Annotated in this window: 17 protein-coding genes; 15 read left to right on the top strand and 2 right to left on the bottom strand. The window is 45.3% G+C overall.

Features of this window, described 5'->3' with window-relative positions; all coding sequences use genetic code 11:
- Positions 1-8: 8 nt before the first annotated feature.
- Together ANCC_RS04550 and ANCC_RS04555 are read left to right on the top strand one after the other, a co-directional pair.
- A complete protein-coding gene (locus tag ANCC_RS04550) occupies positions 9-503 on the top strand; it encodes a Gx transporter family protein (RefSeq protein ID WP_006566496.1) in 495 nt (164 codons plus the stop codon).
- A 27-nt stretch (positions 504-530) separates the two neighbouring features.
- On the top strand, positions 531-1,595 hold the full coding sequence (locus tag ANCC_RS04555) for an FAD:protein FMN transferase (protein ID WP_233458259.1): 1,065 nt from the start codon (positions 531-533) through the stop codon (positions 1,593-1,595).
- Positions 1,596-1,641: 46 nt separating this feature from the next.
- On the opposite strand, the gene ANCC_RS04560 is transcribed toward ANCC_RS04555, so the two are convergent.
- Positions 1,642-2,655, bottom strand: a complete 1,014-nt coding sequence (locus ANCC_RS04560; RefSeq protein WP_006566494.1) for a LacI family DNA-binding transcriptional regulator — start codon at positions 2,653-2,655, stop codon at positions 1,642-1,644.
- 214 nt (positions 2,656-2,869) lie between these two features.
- On the opposite strand from ANCC_RS04560, the gene melB reads away from it, so the two are divergent.
- The 7 genes from melB (at position 2,870) to ANCC_RS04595 (ending at position 11,416) form a co-directional block, all read left to right on the top strand.
- Complete coding sequence (melB, locus tag ANCC_RS04565; protein WP_006566493.1) at positions 2,870-4,249, top strand: melibiose:sodium transporter MelB; 1,380 nt, start codon at positions 2,870-2,872, stop codon at positions 4,247-4,249.
- Positions 4,250-4,269: 20 nt separating this feature from the next.
- Positions 4,270-5,550: a galactokinase gene (locus ANCC_RS04570; RefSeq protein WP_006566492.1), complete on the top strand. Its 1,281-nt coding sequence runs from the start codon at positions 4,270-4,272 to the stop codon at positions 5,548-5,550.
- A 12-nt stretch (positions 5,551-5,562) separates the two neighbouring features.
- Positions 5,563-6,588, top strand: a complete 1,026-nt coding sequence (locus ANCC_RS04575) for an aldose epimerase family protein (protein WP_039946483.1) — start codon at positions 5,563-5,565, stop codon at positions 6,586-6,588.
- Positions 6,581-8,083: a UDP-glucose--hexose-1-phosphate uridylyltransferase gene (gene galT / locus ANCC_RS04580; protein WP_006566490.1), complete on the top strand. Its 1,503-nt coding sequence runs from the start codon at positions 6,581-6,583 to the stop codon at positions 8,081-8,083. Before ANCC_RS04575 ends, galT begins: the two co-directional genes overlap by 8 nt.
- Positions 8,084-8,100: 17 nt before the next feature.
- Complete coding sequence (gene galE, locus ANCC_RS04585) at positions 8,101-9,096, top strand: UDP-glucose 4-epimerase GalE (RefSeq protein WP_009289035.1); 996 nt, start codon at positions 8,101-8,103, stop codon at positions 9,094-9,096.
- A gap of 304 nt (positions 9,097-9,400) precedes the next feature.
- On the top strand, positions 9,401-10,117 hold the full coding sequence (locus tag ANCC_RS04590) for a LytR/AlgR family response regulator transcription factor (RefSeq protein WP_006566486.1): 717 nt from the start codon (positions 9,401-9,403) through the stop codon (positions 10,115-10,117).
- Between the two features lie 36 nt (positions 10,118-10,153).
- Positions 10,154-11,416 (top strand): ATP-binding protein, encoded by a 1,263-nt coding sequence (locus ANCC_RS04595; RefSeq protein ID WP_006566485.1) that lies wholly within the window; start codon positions 10,154-10,156, stop codon positions 11,414-11,416.
- Positions 11,417-11,720: 304 nt separating this feature from the next.
- Here the strand turns inward: ANCC_RS04595 and ANCC_RS04600 are convergent, their stop codons facing one another.
- A complete protein-coding gene (locus tag ANCC_RS04600) occupies positions 11,721-12,089 on the bottom strand; it encodes a desulfoferrodoxin family protein (RefSeq protein ID WP_006566484.1) in 369 nt (122 codons plus the stop codon).
- 154 nt (positions 12,090-12,243) lie between these two features.
- Here ANCC_RS04600 and dpsA point away from each other — a divergent pair, with 154 nt between their 5' ends.
- The 6 genes from dpsA (at position 12,244) to ANCC_RS04630 (ending at position 18,069) form a co-directional block, all read left to right on the top strand.
- Positions 12,244-13,086: a dipicolinate synthase subunit DpsA gene (gene dpsA, locus ANCC_RS04605; RefSeq protein ID WP_009289031.1), complete on the top strand. Its 843-nt coding sequence runs from the start codon at positions 12,244-12,246 to the stop codon at positions 13,084-13,086.
- Entirely contained in the window at positions 13,086-13,667 is a 582-nt protein-coding gene (locus ANCC_RS04610) for a dipicolinate synthase subunit B (protein WP_009289030.1), read from the top strand. The genes dpsA and ANCC_RS04610 overlap by 1 nt, the downstream gene beginning before the upstream one ends.
- A gap of 67 nt (positions 13,668-13,734) precedes the next feature.
- Positions 13,735-15,585: an asparagine synthase (glutamine-hydrolyzing) gene (gene asnB / locus ANCC_RS04615; RefSeq protein ID WP_006566481.1), complete on the top strand. Its 1,851-nt coding sequence runs from the start codon at positions 13,735-13,737 to the stop codon at positions 15,583-15,585.
- Between the two features lie 136 nt (positions 15,586-15,721).
- A complete protein-coding gene (locus ANCC_RS04620) occupies positions 15,722-16,333 on the top strand; it encodes a cytidylate kinase-like family protein (protein WP_039946481.1) in 612 nt (203 codons plus the stop codon).
- A gap of 25 nt (positions 16,334-16,358) precedes the next feature.
- Entirely contained in the window at positions 16,359-16,967 is a 609-nt protein-coding gene (locus ANCC_RS04625) for a cytidylate kinase-like family protein (protein WP_006566479.1), read from the top strand.
- 235 nt (positions 16,968-17,202) lie between these two features.
- The gene (locus tag ANCC_RS04630) at positions 17,203-18,069 is read left to right on the top strand and encodes a nitroreductase family protein (protein ID WP_233441510.1); all 867 of its coding nucleotides are present in this window, start codon (positions 17,203-17,205) and stop codon (positions 18,067-18,069) included.
- Positions 18,070-18,109: the final 40 nt, after the last annotated feature.

An 18,109-nucleotide genomic window follows, 5' to 3' on the forward strand; every position in this document is an offset into this window, starting at 1 on the left:
AAAAACCAATGACCAGACGAACTGCTGTGGATGGCATGTTTCTGACGCTGGCCATCGTTGTTTCTTATATAGAGGTACTCCTTCCGATTCCGGTAGGGATTCCGGGAGTGAAGATCGGCCTTGCCAATGGAGTCATCATGGTTCTTCTCTTTTTTACCGGTTGGAAGAGGGCGCTGTTTATCTCCGTTTTGAGAATTCTTCTGGCAGGAATACTTTTTGGGAATCCAATGACGATTGTTTACAGTCTGGCGGGCGGAATTTTGAGTATTTTTTTCATGGCGATTTTGAAAAAAGCAGGGGGATTTTCGGCAGTGGGACTCAGTGTTGCCGGGGGAGTGGCACACAACCTGGGACAGCTCAGTGTTGCCGTGTGTCTGATGGAAAATGCAAGAATTTATTATTATGCGCCGGTGCTGCTTATCACCGGAACCATTGCCGGCACTGCCATCGGAGTGCTGGCGGCAGGGCTGATAAAAAAGATCCCGGCAAACCTATTTCAGTAAGGAAAGAATTTGAATTGGAGGAAAGACGTGAAAAAGAAAGTATGTGCGGCCATGGTATTTGTTTTTACAGCGGTCATGGCATCTGGCTGTGTGAAGAAAGAAGAGATACAGAAATATTCCCACGTAGACTATGCCATGGGGACTGTGACCAATACGACATTATATGGGAGAAGCCCGGATCTTTCTGAGACTGAACAAGCGATAATGGAGAAGATGAAGAAGCTGGAGACTGAGCAGCTTTCCTGGAGGAAGGACAGTTCCGCTGTGGCAAAGCTCAATCGAGGGAAGCAAAGAGAGGCGGATGTCCCGGAGCCGCTGTTTACCTGGCTTGAAAAGTCTCTTCAGATTGCAAAAGACAGCAAAGGGGCTGCGGATCCGGCCATCGGCAGCCTCACTCAAATGTGGGATTTTGAATCCAAGAATCCAAAGGCACCCAATGCGGATAAGATCGAAGCACTGATTAAAGATGGTATCGTCAGTAGTGCATATGCGCATGTAAAACTGAATGAACAGCAGAAAACTGTGAGAAAAGAGAGGGAGATCAAAATTGATCTGGGAGCTTTCGGCAAGGGGATCGGAACCGACGAAGCCATGAAATTCCTCAAAAAAGATGAGAGAATCACCGGAGCCATGGTGGCTCTTGGGGGAAGCATCGCTGTTTATGGGGAAAAGCCCGGCGGGGAGGACTGGAAAGTCGGGATACAGAACCCTGACGGAAAGCAGGGGGAGACTATTGGAGGGCTTAGCGTAAAAGGCGGGACCTTTATCTCTACCTCCGGTGATTATGAAAAATATTTTATTGATAAAAAGACAGGAAAACGGTATTTTCACATCTTAGATGAGAATACCGGATATCCGGTACAGACAGAGATCACATCCTGTACCATTGTGTGCAGTTCAGGCATCGTCAGTGACGGACTGTCCACCGCATGTTTTGTGCTGGGGCCGGAAAAAAGCGGTTCACTGTTGAAAAAGTACGGAGCAAAAGCGATTTTTGTGGATAAACAAAAAAATGTTTATGTCAGTGACGGATTGGATTTTGAACTCACAGACGATGCATATAAAATAGTTAAAAAAGATATTGGCGGATGAAAAAATTTATCTGCCAATATCTTTTTTTGTGATTGAAATAAATTCTTTATTTTTCTCCGCGGGGTTTTCCGCAGGTCTGCCGTTTAATCAGTGTACACGGCAGTGTCAGGCGTACCGGTGTCTTGTATTCACTTGGCACTTCATTATAGAGTTTGGCCACAAAGTTTGCCGCATATTCCCCCATATACTCTGAAGGGGCATGGACCGTAGTCAGAGGAGGATTGGAAAATTCGGCCACGCTGATATCATCAAAGCCGATGATCGAAATATCTTCGGGAATTTTATAGCCATGTTCATAGAGGGAGCGCATGGCGCCGATAGCGATCGGATCGCTGGCGGCAAAAACCGCGGTGGGCAGCTGTCCGGACTCTATGAGTTTGTTCATCATCTGATATCCGGATTCTGCGCTGAATTCTTCCTCCAGAACATAAGGTTCGTAACAGAGTTCAAGTTTCCGGCAGTAATTGATAAACGTTTCTTTCCGCTGTTCAAAATAGACGGTATCCTCGCCGATGTATTCCTTTCCGCCCAGATAACCAATCTTTGTGTGTCCGAGTTCCACAAAGTAATCGATCACATCTATGACCGACTGGTGGAAATCCAGCACAATGTTATTGAAGGAAATTCTGGAAGTCCGCATATCGATAAAAATAATATTGTCTGTAAGCTGCTCAAAGGCTTTGATATCCTTTTGCGCAAACTTTCCGATACAGATCAGGCCGTCCACTCCGCTTAAAGTCTTTAAATAGTCCGGATCACTCTGAAATGCCCGGATGACTTCAATGTTCTGGTCTGCGCAGTATTTTTCAATCCCCACACGAATGTTCTGGTAGTAGGGGTCTTCTAATTCCTGAAACAGGGAGTACCACTGGAACACTCCAATGGTAGTTCTTTTCGTTGTTCCTTTCCCCTTTTTTCTGTAGTTCAGACCGTCTGCAATCTTTAAAACTCTGGCCCTTGTCTCCTCAGTGACGCTCAGGGTGTCATCCTGATTTAAAATACGGGAGACTGTGGCGGATGATACACCTGCTTTTTCAGCGATATCTTTAATGGTAGCCATATGAATTCTCCTTTAGCATCTAATTCCAACTCTTTTCTTATTCCAAGTATACCATATCTGTAAACGAAAATAAAATCTTTTCATTCAAATTTACTAAAATATAATAAATATATTTAGTAAATATTTAAGTAAAATATAGTTGAAATATTTACTAAACAGTATTACTATATAGACACAGGAACGAAACTAAGATATGAAATAGGAGGCTTTATGTATGGAAACGAATAACAGCAGGGAGAAGGTACCGGGCAGAGTGAAGTATACGTTTGCTTTCGGGGCACTGGGGAAAGACTTAATCTACGGAATGATCGCAACATTCTCGATGATTTACTTTACTGATATCCTCAAAGTATCGCCGGCATTTATCGGTATCGTATTTTTTGCGGCAAAATTGTGGGACGCGTTCAATGACTTGTTTATGGGCATGATCGTAGACAATACGAGATCCAGATGGGGAAAATTTGTTCCCTGGCTGGTAATCGGAACACTGATCAATTCTGTAGTGTTCGTTATACTGTTTACAGACTTTCATTTATCAGGAAATGCACTCTGTGTGTTTGTCGCAGTCATCTATGTGGCCTGGGGAATGACCTACACGATCATGGATATCCCGTATTGGTCCATCATTCCCAACCTGACATCCGATCCGAGGGAGAGGGAAGTGGTTTCCGTCCTTCCGCGTATTTTTGCCAGTCTGGGACAATCTCTGATCATTGCCGGTTTCGGGGTGCAGATCATCGGAGCTCTGGGAGGAGGCTATATCGGTTATCACAGATTTGCCATGTTTATAGCCGGAATGTTTATCTTTACAATCGGAGTCGCCGTATTTAACTTAAAACTAAAAGATGACGGGAATGTGCCGTCAGAAAAAATTTCTTTTAAAGGTGTATTCTCCATTATCAGACAGAATGACCAGCTGCAGTCGGCAGTGGGGCTGATCCTGCTGTACAATGTAGGCATTCAGTTTATTATGGGAGTGGCAGTTTACTATTTTACTTATGTATGCGGCAACGCAGGGATGCTTTCTGCATTTATGATCAGCGCATCCATTGCGGAAGTGGTGGGACTCATCATCTTTCCGAAAGTAGCGGCAAGGCTGTCCAGAAAGGTATCTTTCCTGCTGGCCTGTACTCTTCCGTTTGTGGGATTGGCTCTTCTCCTTGCGGTGGGATTTGTTTATCCCGAGAATATCGTGCTCACAGCCATATCAGGAATCATTGTAAAGACAGGAACCGGCCTGGAACTTGGCTGTGCCACTGTATTTTTATCCGACGTAGTGGACTACGGAGAATATAAGCTGGGTACAAGAAATGAGTCGGTAGTCTTCTCTTTACAGACACTGATCGTGAAATTTACAGCTGCACTGACCTCGTTGTTTATAGGATTTGCACTGCAGCAGACGGGATACATACCAAACAGCCCGGACCAGAGTATGCTGACCATGAATTCCATACGGGTGCTGATGTGTGCCGTGCCTGCACTTTCTATGCTCACTGCATATGTCATTTATAAAAAAGCATATAAGCTCAGCGACAGTTTTATGAAACAAGTGATTGAAACAATACAGGAAAGGAGATTTAACGCAGAAGCCTGACATTCTGCGGAGGTGGAAAGATGAAAGATACAAGTGTGCTGATGAACGAATTTAAAGAAGGAATTTATGAGAGTCTGTTAAAAGATATTTATGTAGATGACAGTGTGCTGGAATATCAGAAAGAAAGATATATAAAAGCACTGAATCAGTATGAAGAAATATTCGGGAAAGAAGAAGTGGAGATCTATTCCGCACCGGGACGGAGTGAAGTGGGAGGCAATCATACGGACCATCAATATGGCAAGGTTCTTGCAACATCTATTAATCTGGATGCCATTGCAGTGACTGCCAGGACAGGAGATGAGAAGATCACGGTAGTTTCTGACGGATATGAGCGCATGGAAATAGGTTTGAATGACCTGCTTGCCAGAGAGGATGAAAGAGAAACCTCGCTGGCACTGATCAGAGGTGTTGCCGCCAGACTGAAACAGAAAGGATATAAGATCGGGGGCTTCCGGGCATATATTACCAGTGACGTACTCATCGGCGCAGGGATGTCATCATCCGCCGCCTATGAAACTCTGATCGGCACCATTTTATCCGGACTGTACAATGAGATGAAACTGGATCCGGTATTTTTAGCCCAGGCAGGCCAGTATGCGGAAAATGAATATTTTGGAAAGCCGTGCGGTCTGATGGATCAGATGGCGTCCTCTGTGGGAGGAATGATCTATATTGATTTTGAAAATCCGGAGGAGCCGGAAGTAAGGCAGGTAAACGTTGACTTTGAAGGCTTCGGGCACAGTCTCTGCATTGTGGACACGAGAGGGTCCCACGCGGATCTGACAGAGGACTATGCCATGATTCCGTCTGAAATGAAGCAGGTAGCCCATTATTTTGAAGAAGATGTACTGCGGAAAGTAGACAAGACCGACTTTTATCTGAACATACCCGCTATCCGTGAAATTCTTGGAGACCGTGCAGTGCTCCGAGCCATGCACTTGTTTGAGGAAAACAAGAGGGTGGAAGAAGAGGTGGAGGCTCTGGAACAGGGGAAATTCGAGGTCTTCAAAAAGCTGGTGAAGGATTCCGGAGATTCCTCTTTTAAGTATTTGCAAAACGTCTATTCCAATCACCAGGTAAACAATCAGAGCGTTTCCATCGGCCTTGCGGTCAGTGATGTGATACTGAAAGACCGGGGCGTGAGCCGTGTCCACGGGGGAGGTTTTGCGGGAACCATTCAGGCCTTTGTACCGGATGAGATCGTTCCGCTTTATCAGAAAACCATGGACAGTGTATTTGGAGAAGAAGCGTGCCATATTTTGAAAGTCCGCAAATACGGCGGAATGAAAGTTTTATAGGGAGACAGGATGATGGCAGAAGTGAAAGTGATCGAACAAAGACAAGACGGAATTGACATCATAGAGATGAAGAATCAGGGACTGACAGTCAGAGTTACAAATCTCGGGTGCCACATTCTTTCGGTCTGGATGAAAGACAGCAAAGGAAATACAGATGATGTTGTTCTTGGACTGGAACATATAGAGGACTATAGAAAAGATGAGAAATATATCGGAGGAATTCTGGGACGGGCAGCGAACCGGATCAAAGACGGAAAGTTTACCCTTGGGGGACAGGAGTATCATCTCGCGGCAAACAACGGGCCGAACCATCTCCACGGAGGTACGGAAGGATTCGATAAGAAGGTTTGGGACTATGAGATTAGGGATGACAAAGTAATCTTCTGCTATCTGTCTCAAGATATGGAAGAAGGGTATCCGGGGAACCTGAGGATCCATGTCTCCTATGAACTGACAGGAAATACACTGACTATGATATATTACGGGACAACCGACAAAGATACAATTGTGAATTTGGCTAACCATACATATTTCAATCTGTCCGGCAGGAGAGAAAAGATTTATGATCATAAACTCAGGATAAAGGCATCCCGGATTGCCTGTGTTGATAAGGACGGCTGTGCCACTGGTGAAAAACTCAATGTGGCCGGTACTCCGTTTGACTTCAGAAAGTTCCGCAGAATCGGAGAACGTATTAATGATGAGCATGAACAGCTTGCATTTGCGGGAGGATACGATCACCCTTATATTTTAAGCGATCAGACAGAACAGATTACGCTGCTTCATGAAGAGACAGGAAGAAAACTGACAGTTTCCACAAATCTTCCGACGGTACAGCTTTACACGTCGAACTTTCTGGAAGGAGGATTTCCCGGAAAAGGAGGGAGAGCAAATGAAAACAGAGACGGTGTCTGTCTTGAAACCCAGTTTATGCCGAATGCTGTCAACCTTGAGGAGAAGCAGCAGGTGATTCTAAGAAAAGAAGACAGATATGCAGTGTTTACCGCTTTTAAATTCGAGGTGCAGGAAAATGATTGATGTATATATTGCAAAATTAGTACAGTACGGGCTCAATAAACATCTGATCGAACCGGAGGACAAGATTTACACGGTCAATCAGTATCTGGAAATCTTTAAGCTGGATGATTATGAGGAACCCAAAGTCCCGGCAGGGGAGATTGATCTGGAAGAGATTTTGACAAAACTTACGGATGAGGCATATGACCGTTATATTATAAAGAGCAATGATGTCGTGACAAGAGATCTGTTTGACACAAAGCTCATGGGTGTTTTGGTGCCGAGGCCTAGCCGGGTGATACAGAATTTCCGGGAGAAGTATGAGAAGAGTCCGGAAGCAGCGACCGAATTTTTCTATAAGTTCAGTCAGGATACAGACTATATCCGCAGATACCGTGTGAAGAAGGACTGGAAGTGGACAGCAGACAGTCCGTACGGAACCATTGATATTACCGTGAATCTTTCAAAGCCGGAAAAGGACCCGAAGGCCATTGCCGCGGCAAAGAACGCGGCGCAGAGCCGTTATCCAAAGTGCCAGCTGTGCATGGAAAACGAAGGGTATGCAGGGCGCATGAATCACCCGGCGAGACAGAATCACAGAGTCATTCCGGTTACGGTCAACGGCAGCAGATGGGGGTTCCAGTATTCACCGTATGTTTATTACAACGAGCACTGTATCGTATTTAACGGAGAGCATGTGCCTATGAAGATTGACCGGACGGCGTTTGTGAAACTGTTTGATTTTGTCAGACAGTTTCCTCACTACTTCCTCGGCTCCAATGCAGACCTTCCGATCGTGGGAGGGTCCATTCTGTCACACGACCATTTCCAGGGCGGACATTATCAGTTTGCCATGGCAGATGCGAAGGTCGAAAAACACTATACAGTGAAGGGATTTGAGGATGTGGAGACGGGAATCTTGAACTGGCCGCTGTCAGTGCTCCGAATCCGGTCAAAGGACGAGAACCGGCTGATCGATATGGCGGATCATATCCTTAATGTTTGGAGAAACTACAGTGACGAGAATGCCCATATTTATGCACAGACCGGCGGGGAACCGCACAATACGATCACTCCGATCGCCAGGAAGACCGGGGAGACCTATGAGCTGGATCTTACTCTGAGAAATAATATAACGACTGCAGAACATCCTCTGGGGCTGTTTCATCCCCACGAGCAATATCACCATATTAAGAAAGAAAATATCGGACTGATCGAAGTCATGGGTCTTGCGGTGCTGCCTTCCAGATTAAAAAATGAAATGGAACTTCTTGCGGACTGCCTTGTAAAAGGGACTCCGATTGAAGAAGAGGAATCTTTGAGAAAGCATGTTGACTGGGTGGAACAGTTTGTGCCAAAATATAAGGAGATCAACAAAGAGAATGTCATGGATATCCTGAAAGAAGAGATCGGACAGGTATTTGTAAAAGTCCTTGAGGACGCAGGTGTTTATAAATGTACCGAAAAGGGCAGGAAACAGTTTGAGAGATTCATTTCTACATTGGATCAGCAGTAAGAAAGGCGGAATGAAATATGAAGATTTTAGTATTAGGCGGAGCAGGCTACATTGGGTCCCATACGGTTTATGAATTGATTGATGCCGGAGAAGACGTTGTGATCATTGACAATCTGGAGACCGGATACAAGGAAGCGGTTCACCCGAAGGCCAAATTCTATCAGGGGGATCTGAGAGACAGAGCATTTGTGGACAGCGTTCTGGACCAGGAGACCGGCATCGATGCAGTCATCCACTTTGCGGCAAACTCACTCGTAGGTGAGAGTATGACGGATCCGCTGAAATATTATGATAACAATCTGTGCGGTACAAAGACCATGCTGGAATCTATGGTGGCACACGGCATCGACAAGATTGTCTTTTCTTCTACGGCGGCGACCTATGGAGAACCGGAGAAGACTCCGATTCTCGAAACGGACCGGACAGAGCCGACCAATACTTACGGCGAGACAAAGCTCTCTATGGAAAAGATGTTCAAATGGGTGGGCAGAGCACACGGACTCCGGTTTGTATCACTTCGCTATTTTAATGCATGCGGAGCCCATAAAAGCGGAGAGATCGGCGAGGCGCACAATCCGGAGACTCATCTGATCCCGCTGATCCTTCAGGTTCCAAACGGAAAAAGAGAAGCAATCAGTATTTTCGGAACCGATTATCCGACCAAAGACGGGACCTGTGTCAGAGATTATATTCATGTGACCGATCTTGCACAGGCTCATATCCTTGCGGTAAAATATCTGATGGAAGGAAATGAAAGTGATATCTTCAATCTCGGAAATGGAATTGGCTTTACGGTCAAAGAGGTGATCGAGACCGCAAAAGAGGTAACGCAAAAACCGATCAAAGCAGTGGAAGAGGGCCGGAGGGCCGGGGACCCTGCAGTGCTGATCGCATCCAGCGAGAAGGCAAAAAAAGTCCTTGGATGGAAGCCGGAGCATGCAGATCTCCATGAGATCATTGAGAGTGCATGGAGGTGGCACAGCACACATCCCGAAGGATATCAGAGCAAATAATACGAGTAATATAATGTAAAAAATGGAACGGTCATCAGGAAATTAGAACGTATATCTGAATTTCCATAAATATGCTTGACGATGAAGCTGTATCGTTCTATACTGACCACAAGCTCAGCAGAGACAACATCCTTAGAGAATGTAATCTCAGAATCTGCCGGAGCACAGACATATATTTTATAATGAAAAAGGAACAGCCATGATGCATTTTTTATTGCACATGTCTGTTCTTTTTTGCATTTGGAGCGGGAAAGGGGTAAAATATGATTATGTTTTACGTTTTATAATATAGAAAGGACTGAGGATGGAAAGAACGTTAAAAATAGCAATCTGTGACGATGAACAGACTTACTTGGATATCTTGGAAGATGAATGTCTCCGGTTCCTGGAGGGCAGAAATCAAAAGGCACAAATCTTCTGTTTTCAAAGGGGAGAAGATCTGCTTTCTTCGGAGGATGAGTTTGATATCATCCTGCTCGACGTGGAACTGCAGCATATGGATGGATTTTCTGTTGCGGAAGAGTGGAAGAACCGGCAGAGGCCCGGAAAAATCATTTTTATTACGAGCCATGATGAATGGGTCCAGAGAGCTTTTAAGGTTCAGGCATTCAGGTATCTGTATAAAAGTGGAAGCGGACAGGATCTTTTGGAGGCGCTGGAAGACGCGCTCAAAGATATGAACGACAATGAAGGGATTGTACTGGAGGGAAAGGAGGAGAGCAGATTCGTTTACTTCCGGGAGATTCGATGGATCGAAGCTCTGGGCGATGAAATAGCGGTGTTTCTTGTGGGAGGGCATCTGATCGTGAGATTGTCTCTGAAAAAAATTGAGGGGTGTTTGGATGAGAGGTTTCAGCGGATCCACAAGGGATACATAATTAATTTCCAATTCGTAGAGCATTATTACAAAGAACGGCTTGTGCTGTTCTGCGGAAAGGAATTTCAGATTTCCAAGAGGAAACAGAAGGAGGTCAAAAAACACTATTTTGAGTATATAACCAAATATGCAAAAGTGATTTAATGAACCCATATGGGAAATGGGCAGTGAGGGTGAAAAGTGAAAGGATTATATTGGGTGTATGTGTACGCCATTGAACTTTGGAAGATGATCTTGATCATGAGGGGGATTTTAGGGATCGAACCGGTGCGGAAACGGCAGGTGCTGATGTTTCAGATTCCGGCAGTTTTGGGAGTGCTGGCAAGCTTTAAGTACCAGCTTCCCGTGAATATAGTTATTGTCCTGTTTATTATGTTGTCGGCATGGATTTATTTTAATAAGTTTTTTCTGTCAGTGTTTACCTGGCTCGGAATTTCGATCATGGATTTTCTGATCGGACTGTTTATTATTTTTTTCGCACAGATGGATTTTCAGACAGCTTATAACAGCAATCATTTCGCTGATGTGGAGGAGGTCTTCAGTTTTCTTCTGCTGATCGTTATCATTGCGGTACGGAAGAGGTTTGAAGTCAAGAAGATCCAGTATACATACAGTGATGTGGCACTGGGAGCCATGGTACTGGTTGGGGTGATCGCCTGTATCGGTCCCTTTCTGTCGGAAGGATTTCAGAACTGGACATCCATCGGTAAGAGGCTGGAGATCCTTCTTGGATTTCTTTTGATGCTGTTTGGAATCAGCAGTATTATATACCGGATCTGCAGAGTCAGGCAGGAGCAGGAACAGTTTGAACAGCAGATGCTGTGGAATGAACGTCTGTTAAACGAACAGAAAAAGTATTATGAACTGCTGCTTCAGAAGGAGGAGATGACCAAAAAGATCAGGCATGATATGAAAAGCCAGCTGGCATGTCTGAGCAGATTTCTGGAAAAAGAAGAGTATGACAATGCAAGGGAATATCTGGGCGAGCTGACCGGAGATATAAAGCGTTTGAATATTCTCATTTCTACCGGAAATGATGTGGTTGATATAGTGGTAAATGATATTGTCCAGAGCGAAAAGATTAAGATCAACTGGAAAGGAAAAATTCCGAGCAGGCTGAACATGACCAATGCAGAGATCTGTATTTTGTTTTCCAATCTTCTCAAAAATGCTGCGGAAGCCGTCAGAGATATGGAAGACAAGACAGTCAGCGTCACGGTCAAGCTCACCGGGCATCATTTGATTTTGGAGGAGAGCAACCGGACCATGAAGCCGGTGATCATAGAAGACGGCCGTCTCAAAACTACGAAGCATGACAAAGAAAAACACGGCATTGGAAGCCGCAATATGATCGAAATCGCCGAAAAGTATAACGGGGATGTTTCCTTCCGGTGTGAGAATGGGATATTCTATGTAAAAATTATCCTTCTGGATACTATTTAATGGAAAAAAAGATGACGGTTATTCAAATATCAAGTCGTTCCCCGCGGGTATATTGAAACAAGGAATAGGACCTTTTATAGTGTGTATTGTTACCGAGATAATTGTCGAAAGCAAAGCAGTATAAAGGGGGATAAAACAATGACATGCATGAGATGGCCTTGGCCTTTCTAATCGTCATCTAGTCCGTTTGGAGGACTAATTACAAAGGATAAAGAATTAATATGAGGGTAGCCTTAAATTAAGAGACATAAAACAAGAGGCATTTCTGAGAAGATCAGAGATGCCTCTTTTATTATGTCTGATTTTATGCTTTCCACAGTCCGTGGAGATTGCAGTATTCATATGCGGCAATCAATTCCTCACCGTCTGCCAGAAGGAATTCTGCCTCCGGTTTTTCACCCGGATTCAGATATTTTATCTGATGGCCGCGGCTGGTTTCAATGCAGATGAACATAATGTAGTGAGCCTCCATCATAGGATGTTCGGCTTCTCCGACCTTCACGCTGATCCTGCGGTCATCCGCTGAAATGACCGGGACGTGTTTTTCTGCTGCCCCGTCGGTAGTGCCTGGAACAAGCTCCGTCATTTTCTGGCCGCAGCACATGACCGGTACTCCGCTGTCATTCAGCAAAGTCATGATGTTTTTGCAGTGTTCACAGATAAAAAATTTCATTTTAAGAACTCCCTTCTTTAAAACAACAACCCTGGTTACTGATTCTAATATATCAGACTATGCGTCATTTGTCTGTAGAATTTGGAAAAAATGAAGCAACTCTGTGACAAATTTCATATACTATCATTAGATGGCAGCAGAAAGGAGCGGTAAAATGTATGATTTTGCAGTGCTTGGCGGTGATTTAAGACAGTTTTATATGGCAAAACAGCTTGCTTTTAAAGGCTATTCTGTGATTACCTATGGGATCGCATCCGGGGAGGTGCAGGCTTCTTCTATGAAAGAAGCCGTGGAAAATGCAGAAATCCTGATCGGCCCGATCCCTTTTTCCAAAGACCGTGAAAACCTGGTTTCCATGGAATGCTGTGCTGACTTCGGAATAGAGGATGTAAAACAGCATCTGAGGAAAGGGCAGAAGATCTTTGCGGGATGTATTCCGGATGACTTCTGCCGCTATTGCATGAATGCGGGGGTTGCTGTCCATGACTTTATGAAATTGGACTCAGTGGCGTTAAAAAATGCCGTGCCCACTGCCGAGGGAGCTGTGGCAGAAGCCGTTTTTGATTCTCCTGTACAGATACAGGGAAGCCGATGTCTGGTGACAGGCTTCGGACGATGCGGCAGCGTCCTGGCAGAAAAGCTGAAGCTTTGGTCGGCCAAAGTAACGGCAGCCGCAAGAAATAAGGAGCAGCGTGCCCTGGCGGAGTCCTTTGGAATAAAAGCAGTCTCTCTCGATGAGCTGAAAGAAGAACTTTCTCAGGCTGATTTTATTTTTAACACGATTCCGGCCATGATTTTAGACAGAGAACGTCTGGAACAGGTAAAAAAAGAGGCGTTAATCGTGGATATTGCATCTGCGCCGGGAGGCGTAGATTTCATGGCGGCAGACGAATTGGGGATCAAGGCAAAACAATGTCTTGGAATTCCCGGCAAGTATGCAGCGTGTTCGGCAGCTGCCATTCTGACAGAAACAATGATTACGGAATGGGATGTATGATGAGTGTAAAAGGAAAGAAAATAGGAATTGCCGTAACTGGCTCATTCTGCACATATGAAAAAATTTTTATCCAGCTTGAGAAGCTGGCAGAAGAAGGAGCACAGGTGCAGACCATTTTTTCCGGGGCCGCACAGAGCATAGACAGCCGATTTGGAAAGGCAGAAGATTTCTTGGATAGGGCAGAGAAGATCACTGGGATTACCCCGATGAAAACGATTGCCCAGGCTGAACCGATCGGTCCAAAGAGTCTATTGGATATTCTGGTGATCTTCCCGTGTACAGGAAACACGCTTGCAAAGCTGTGCAGCGGGATCACAGATTCACCGGTCCTGATGGCGGCAAAAGCCCATTTAAGGAACGATAAACCTTTGGTGATTTCTGTATCAACCAATGATGCTCTGGGAATAAATATGAAGAACATCGGAGCTCTGATGAATATGAAAAATATTTATTTTGTACCGTTTGGGCAGGATGATCCGGTGAAAAAACCGAACTCCATGATCGCCGATACCAGCCTTTTGATCCCGACTGTGGAAAAAGCGCTGGAAGGCAGACAATATCAGCCGGTTATCCGGGGATAGAACGTAAGGCTCCCGGTGATGCTTCACCGCGGGGCCTGTATGAAAAAAAGTTGAAGAGGTGGCACATATGTGTGGTATTGCGGGATTTTGTAATCCTCATAACAGGTATCTGGAAAAGAAAGGACAGTGGGAAGATGTTCTGGACCGTATGAATCAAGTTCAGAAGCACCGGGGCCCGGATGATCAGGGAACGTTTTTGGAAAATGGGTGCGGTCTGGCCCATGTCCGTCTCTCGATCATTGACTTATACACCGGTCATCAGCCCATGGTAAGAGAGGAATCCGGACGTAAGTTTGTCATTGTGTATAACGGTGAAATTTATAACATGAAGGAATTGAAACAGGAGCTGAAAAAGGAAGGGGCGATCTTCAGGACAGCGAGCGATACGGAAGTGATCCTGGCGGGGTACATCCTTCACGGACCGGCCTTTGTGGAGAAACTGAACGGTATTTTTGCGGTCAGTATTTGGGATTCTGCGGAAAAGAAGCTGTTTTTGTTCAGAGACCGGCTTGGGGTCAAACCATTGTTTTATTCTTTTTCCGGCCAGACCCTTGTATTTTCATCCGAGATCAAGGGTATCTTTCAGTATCCGGGGATAGAACCGGTCATCGACCGGGACGGACTCGGTGAGATTTTTGGACTGGGACCGGCAAAATCCTATGGAAAAGGAGTATTCAAAGGTGTTTCAGAAGTACTGCCGGGTCATTTTCTGGAGTACAGTACGGAGGGGCTTAATGATCACACTTACTGGAAGCTTGAGAGCCGGCCTCATGAAGAATCTTATGATCAGACGGTAGAGAAACTGTCTTATCTGGTCCACGATGCGGTAAAGATGCAGATGCTCTCTGATATTCCGATCTGTACGTTTTTATCCGGAGGGGTGGACAGCAGTCTTGTGACAGCCATCTGTGCCAAAGAGCTTGGCAGACAGGGGAAACAGCTGAATACCTTTTCTTTTGATTTTGTAAACAATGACCGGTATTTTAAGGCCAATTCTTTTCAGCCGTCCCAGGACCGTCCGTGGGTAGACCGTATGGTAGAGGCATCGGGAACCAATCACACGTACCTGGAGTGTAATAACGAGCAGCAGATTGAGAACCTGTACAGGGCTGTGGATGCAAGAGACCTTCCCTGCATGGCTGATGTGGAGTCTTCCCTTCTCTACTTCTGTTCAAAAGTTGCCGAGACAAAGAAGGTTACTCTGACCGGAGAATGTGCAGATGAGATTTTCGGAGGATATCCGTGGTTTCATAAAAAAGAATGTTTTGAAGCCCATGCATTTCCGTGGTCTATGGATATGGAGCCCAGGGAGGCCCTGTTAAGCGGCGATGTGCTTCAGGCGGTAGATCTGAAAGCCCATGCACGGCGGGCATACGAAAAGACGATCCGGGAAACCCCAAGACTTCTTGGAGAAGATCCGACAGAAAGCCGGAGGAGAGAGATCTCCTATCTGAATCTTAAATGGTTTATGGTCACACTTCTGGACCGGATGGACCGCACCAGCATGTATTCCGGCCTGGAAGCCAGAGTACCGTTTGCCGACCACAGGATCGTGGAATATATGTGGAATGTGCCGTGGGAAATGAAATGTCCGGATGGTGTGGTCAAAGGACTGTTAAGGGCCGCAGGTGAAGGAGATCTTCCGAATGAAGTATTGTACAGGAGGAAGAGTCCGTATCCGAAAACGTATCATCCTGAATATGAAAAAATGCTGGGAGACCGGCTGCGGGAAGTGATCGCAGATCCCAATGCTCCGATTCGGAATTTGATCGATAAAAAGAAAACGGAAGAATTTTTAGAGAGTCCGTCGGACTACGGAAAACCTTGGTACGGACAGCTGATGGCAGGACCGCAGATGGTGGCGTTTATGCTCCAGGTCAACTACTGGCTGGAAACGTATCATATCGCTGTCATATAAGAAGAGAACAGAAGGGATTGTTTTCATAAAAGAACAATTCCTTCTATTTTTTATGTTTTTTCCACTCTGTCATGGTATAATGAAGATAAGATATTGATCTTAGCAATCACTGTTTATGAGCAAAGGAGTGATGTTTATGAAAGAGAACAGAATCATATGTATTTCCAGAGAATTCGGAAGCGGCGGCCATGAATTGGGAGAACACCTGTCAGAGAAGCTGGGGATCAAGCTGTTCGACAGCGAGATCATAACAAAGGTAGCCGAGCTTGGCAATGTGCCTGAAGACTTCGTGGAAGAACAGGGGGAGGTCAGAGACTTCCGGGGCTTCCTGGGAGTGATGCCGTCCGGACATGTTGCAGCGGATATTACAAGAGACTTTGTAGTTACTTCGGAGAAACTGTTTGCCCTTCAGTCCATTGCCATCCGGCAGATGGCTAAAGACGAAGGTTCCTGTATTTTTGTGGGACGGTGTGCGGATGTTATTCTGCAGAATCAGGCAGAGTGCATCTCAGTTTTTGTCCACAGCCCGCTGGAAGACAGGATTCAGAGAATTATGGATCTGCGGCAGATTACAGAAAAGGAAGCAAGGAAACTGATTAAGAGGACTGACCGGGAAAGAGCCTCTTACCACAACTATTACACGAAGATCAAGTGGGGACATCCGAGCAACTATCACCTGGTTCTTAACATGGGAAAACTGGGCATGGAAAATGCGGTGGATCTGATTTCTTACTATGTAGAACGCTGAGTATGATACAGAGAGGAGAGATGATATGAGACCGAATACGATTATATGCATATCCAGAGAGTACGGAAGCGGAGGCCATGAAATTGCGGAGAAGCTTTCAGAGGATTTAGGGATCAAGCTATTTGACAAAGAACTGATCGCCAGAGTGGCAAAGATGGCGGACGTGTCTGAAGAGTATATAAGCCAAAGGGAAGAGACCGGTGATTATGCCTATATCTTCGGAGTTCCCATCGGACATCCGGCCACGACTCCTATGGATGAATGTATCCTGACACCTGAGAAGCTTTTTGTCATTCAGTCCATTGCCATACGCCAGATCGCAGAGCAGGAGAAGTCCTGCATCTTTGTGGGGCGGTGTGCAGATGTTATCCTTCAGAAACTTCCCGGCTGCCACTCTTTCTTCATCCACAGCTCTGAGGCAGTGCGGATTCAGAGGATCATGGACACGGAGGACGTCTCTGAGCGGGAGGCGAAACGTCTCATGAAAAAGGTGGATAAGGAGAGGGCTTCTTACCACAATTACTACACAAAAATCAAGTGGGGACATCCGAGCAATTATGAACTGGTCATCAACACCGGCCGGACAGGTATAGATAAAGCGGTAAAAGTCATAGAATCTTACTTGGAAGAATAGATATAAAGGGCAGATGGGAAATCCACCTGTCCTTTTTAAGTTGCTGGAGGGCAGTTTGTAAGGCTGCCTTCTGCGACATTATATCCGTTTTCTGCATGATTGGAGTGAGGCATTCTAAGAGCCGAACGGAAATCATGTGGAAAATGTCTCTCGGGTGGACGCGCTTTGCGCGATAAGGTATAATATAACAAGTAGCAGGAAGATATTTTTACTGGATAAGGGAGGTTGTATGACTATGGAATATAAAGATTTGATTGAAAGCAAGAACTCCGTCAGGGATTATAAAGAGAAGGAAGTCGATGCCGCTACCGTTAAGAAAATCCGGGATTTTGCCCAGTCCTGTGAGCGCCTGGATGACAGTATCGGGATCGATATCCGCTTTATGGATAATGATACCGTTTACCGCCAGCTGGACGGGTATGCAGGATATAAAGGGATTTTGATCAATGCGCCGCACTATATGATCGTTTTGTCAGAGAAAAAGGATCATTATATTGAAAATGGCGGATATGTGGGTGAATCTATCTCTGTTAAAGCTCATTCTCTGGGAGTGGATTCCTGCTGGATTACCTTCAAAGACAGCCGTACAGTCATTGAAAAGCTGAACATTGTCACGGATAAAGAAGTGGTGGCGATCATGGCACTGGGATACGGAAAGAAGCGGTTTAAAAAGGTTACAGGGAATGTCACACTGGGAAAAGGATATGCTAATGCGGATTTTCAGGTGAAAGACAGCGTTACATCTCCAAGGATGCCTTTAGAAGAGATTGTTTTTCTTGATACATGGGGCAATAAAGCAACGGTGGATGAGCTTGTGAACCGGGCTGTATACGAACCGTTAAACTATGCAAGGATGGCGCCTTCTACTTTAAATCGCCAGCCGTGGAGATTTATCATTGACGGAGGACTGCTGATTCTTACAGTCAGGGACGACGAGGATACGAATCTCTACGAGGAACAGATCGACGCGGGCATCGTAATGCTTTACTGCAAGAAGGTGATGAGGGAGACCTTATGTGAGATCAGCTGGAATCTCGAACCTGTGGAAAATAAATACAATATACCGGATAACTATAAGATTGTGGCATCCTGCAGTATGTAATACCCTTAAGGATTTCCGTAATATTATAAAAATGACCAAA

This window comes from Anaerostipes caccae L1-92, assembly GCF_014467075.1.
GTDB lineage: Bacteria > Bacillota > Clostridia > Lachnospirales > Lachnospiraceae > Anaerostipes > Anaerostipes caccae.

Bases quoted from the DNA above. Each gene is read 5' to 3' on its own strand.
- galT (WP_006566490.1), top strand. From the start codon at position 6,581: ATGATTGATGTATATATTGCAAAATTAGTACAGTACGGGCTCAATAAA.
- ANCC_RS04610 (WP_009289030.1), top strand. From the start codon at position 13,086: ATGAGTGTAAAAGGAAAGAAAATAGGAATTGCCGTAACTGGCTCATTC.
- ANCC_RS04550 (WP_006566496.1), top strand. From the start codon at position 9: ATGACCAGACGAACTGCTGTGGATGGCATGTTTCTGACGCTGGCCATC.
- ANCC_RS04590 (WP_006566486.1), top strand. From the start codon at position 9,401: ATGGAAAGAACGTTAAAAATAGCAATCTGTGACGATGAACAGACTTAC.
- asnB (WP_006566481.1), top strand. From the start codon at position 13,735: ATGTGTGGTATTGCGGGATTTTGTAATCCTCATAACAGGTATCTGGAA.
- ANCC_RS04575 (WP_039946483.1), top strand. From the start codon at position 5,563: ATGGCAGAAGTGAAAGTGATCGAACAAAGACAAGACGGAATTGACATC.
- dpsA (WP_009289031.1), top strand. From the start codon at position 12,244: ATGTATGATTTTGCAGTGCTTGGCGGTGATTTAAGACAGTTTTATATG.
- ANCC_RS04560 (WP_006566494.1), bottom strand. From the start codon at position 2,655: ATGGCTACCATTAAAGATATCGCTGAAAAAGCAGGTGTATCATCCGCC.
- ANCC_RS04600 (WP_006566484.1), bottom strand. From the start codon at position 12,089: ATGAAATTTTTTATCTGTGAACACTGCAAAAACATCATGACTTTGCTG.
- galE (WP_009289035.1), top strand. From the start codon at position 8,101: ATGAAGATTTTAGTATTAGGCGGAGCAGGCTACATTGGGTCCCATACG.
- ANCC_RS04620 (WP_039946481.1), top strand. From the start codon at position 15,722: ATGAAAGAGAACAGAATCATATGTATTTCCAGAGAATTCGGAAGCGGC.
- ANCC_RS04625 (WP_006566479.1), top strand. From the start codon at position 16,359: ATGAGACCGAATACGATTATATGCATATCCAGAGAGTACGGAAGCGGA.
- ANCC_RS04570 (WP_006566492.1), top strand. From the start codon at position 4,270: ATGAAAGATACAAGTGTGCTGATGAACGAATTTAAAGAAGGAATTTAT.
- melB (WP_006566493.1), top strand. From the start codon at position 2,870: ATGGAAACGAATAACAGCAGGGAGAAGGTACCGGGCAGAGTGAAGTAT.
- ANCC_RS04630 (WP_233441510.1), top strand. From the start codon at position 17,203: ATGGAATATAAAGATTTGATTGAAAGCAAGAACTCCGTCAGGGATTAT.